The following is a 3,002-nucleotide window of genomic DNA, read 5'->3' as shown; positions in this document are numbered from 1 at the left end:
CGCCGCCACGCCCGTGAGCGTGCGGTTTCCCGCCGTGCCAGCGAAATTGACGACCGTTCCGTTGGTGCCCGCGCCGACTTTGATCGCACGGCTCGTGGCATCCTGCGTGACCAGGTCGATGCCCGACTGCGAAATTTTCTGCTGCAGCGACTTCAGGCCGGTGTCGAGCGTATCGAGCGCGCTGCCGACAGTCGTCTGCGTGCCGCCCTGCATGTGATAGCTGGGCGCAACGATGCTGCCGTCCGACGCCAGGCCCGCGCCGCCGCCGAGCGTGCCCGCGAGTGCGCGCAACTGGCCGGCGTTCACCGCGTCGCCCGACGCGGAGCCCGCGGCGAGGTTCGTGATCTTCGTGCCGTTGGCGCCGCCGAGCGTGACCGTGCCGCGCGACGTGTCGTCGTAGGCAACGAAGCTGTTTGTGACGTTGCCATTGCCGTCCACGTCGAGCCCTGCCGACTTCAACTGGCCGAGGTTGACCGCGTCGCGGTCCGCCGTGCCGTTAGCGACGTTCGAGAGCACCGTGCCCGTCTCGCCGCCGTCGAAGGTGATGCGCTGATGCGCGGGCGTGTCGTACTTCACGCCGTCTACGGGACCCGACGCAGCCGTACTCTCGACGGCCTTCAGCGCGGTGCCGACATCGGAGTAAGTCGTGCCGCCCAGCACATAACGCGGACCGCTCACGGAGCCGTCTGCGTTGACGCCCGCGCCACCGCCCAGCGCCGTTGCCGTGCTGCTGCTGACGCCGTAGAGTTGCGCGCCGTTCACGGCGTCGCTGCTGCCCGCCGCCACATTGCCTGCTACGAGATTCGTGATGCGCGTGCCGCTCGCGCCGCCAAGCGTGACGACGCCGCGCGACGTGTCGTCGTACGCGACGAAGCTGTTCGTGACGTTGCCATTGCCGTCCACGTCGAGACCCGCCGCCTTCAACTGGCCGAGGTTGACCGCGTCGCGGTCCGCCGTGCCGTTGGCGACGTTCGAGAGCACCGTGCCGGCGTCGCCGCCATCGAACGTGACGCGCGCGTGCGCGGGAGTGTCGTACTTCACGCCGTCCACGGGGCCCGCTGCAGCCGTTGTCTCCACCGCCTTGAGCGCGCTGCCGACGTCGGAGTAGGTCGTGCCGCCCAGCACATAGCCCGGGCCGCTCAGGGAGCCGTCTGCGTTCACGCCCGCGCCGCCGCCCAGCGCCGTTGCCGTGCCGCTGGCGACGCCGTAGAGTTGCGCGCCGTTCACGGCGTCGCTGCTGCCCGCCGCCACATTGCCTGCTGCCAGATTCGTGATGCGCGTGCCGCTCGCGCCGCCGAGCGTGACCGTGGCGCGCGACGTGTCGTCGTAAGCGACGAAGCTGTTCGTAGCGTTGCCACTGCCGTCCACGTCGAGGCCCGCCGCCTTCAACTGGCCGAGGTTGATGGCGTCGCGGTCGGCCTTGCCATTGGCGACGTTCGACAGCACCGTGCCCGCGTCGGCGCTATCGAACGTGATGCGCGTATGCGCGGACGTGTCGTATTTGACGCCGTCCGCCGAACCCGTGATCGCCGTGCTTTCCACCGCCTTCAACGCCGTGCCGACGTCGCCATAGGTCTGGTTGCCCAGCACATAGCTCGGCGCCGTGACCGAACCGTCGCCGCTCACGGCCGCGCCGCCGCCGAGCGCGCTCGTCACGCCCTTGAGCTGCGCGACGTTCACGGCGTCCGTATCGCCCTGACCCGCCGCCATGTTCACGATGCGGCGCGTGTTCGCGAGGCTCGGCAGCGTGGTCGCAACATTGTCCACGTCGTAGACGACGTGCGTTTGCATACCGTCACTGCCAACCGACACGGTATTGGCCTGATTCGCCACGGAGCCCGCGCCCAGCGCCACCGAATCGTTGCCCATCGCACGCGACTGAATGCCCAGCGCGAGGCTGGCGTTGCCGTCGGATTGCGTGTTCGAGCCCATGGCGATACTGCCTGCGCCATTCGCGCGCGCCATATCGGTTGGCCCCGTCGACCCCGACGCATTGGCAATACCTCTGACCTGCGTGTACCAGGCGGCGGTCCTGAATGCGGTGGTCAGGCCGGTCGTGTCGACGCCCGAATTGGCGGCGGTTGCCATCAGCGAAGCGCGTTGCGGAGCGGCTGCGGCCATCTCGACGGGGCTCGCCGAAGCCGCCGAAGCCCCTGTGCCCGGAACGCCCAGCGAGGCGAGCAGCAAGGCGTTCTGGACTTCGCTCGCGCCAACGTTCCCACCGATATTCGCGTTATCGCTCCCTCTGGCGGCCTGATCGTTCGCCGCCACGCCGGGTAGCGCGGCGGCGCTTTCCGGCTGCGCGTCCGTGGCATGCGCCGCGAGCGCAATGCCGCCGAGCCCGAGCAACGCGACGGCCTGCGCCGCGTTCACCACGCCCGCCTTCACGCCGCTGCTGCCATGACTGCGTGCGTTTTCCTGCACGGCCACCCACGCGCCAGCCGACTCGTTCCAGACAGATCGATAAGCCTTGTTCATACGCTTCCTTGGTCGTTTCAATGGGGCGACGTGGAAGCGCCTCAATCGGGCGATTCCACGCTTCTTTACTTCGGAATCCAAAACGTATAGCCGTGACCCTGCCGCACGCGACGAATCGACGTGTGCCCGACAAACTCATTTTTGCTTCAGTCGACGCGGAAAATCATCTAGCCGAATGGCTAATGTTGCCGACACCCCGAGCGCGAACACGCGAACGGCCAATCATGCTCGACGAGGGAAACGTCACCGGAGAGGCAATTCAACGGTTGCCAGATAAATCGCATGCCTAACTGATTTGATTCGACATGAATCCGGACACCGATGACTTCGTGGATCGCCGGCGCACGAGATAAAAATCACCCGCTTAAGGTATGCGGCTCAAATCGAACGGGCCACAAGAAAACTCTTAAATTGTCTTGAAGGAGATAAAAACCGCGCCCCGCCTTGAGCCGATAAAGCAAAACGGGCGCTCTCATCGAGCGCCCGTTGCATGGGGAAAAGCGTTGGCGGATCAGTTTTGCTTA

At 66.4% G+C, this 3,002-nt stretch carries 1 protein-coding gene; it reads right to left on the bottom strand.

The window, feature by feature from the left end:
- A partial coding sequence (locus G3N97_RS37610) for an ESPR-type extended signal peptide-containing protein (RefSeq protein ID WP_277397881.1) occupies positions 1 to 2,478 on the bottom strand: 2,478 nt, incomplete at its 3' end.
- Positions 2,479 to 3,002: the final 524 nt, after the last annotated feature.

It is taken from the genome of Paraburkholderia sp. Ac-20347 (genome assembly GCF_017104805.1).
GTDB classification, from domain to species: Bacteria; Pseudomonadota; Gammaproteobacteria; order Burkholderiales; family Burkholderiaceae; genus Paraburkholderia; species Paraburkholderia tropica.
This window is presented reverse-complemented; position numbering and strand designations above follow the sequence as displayed.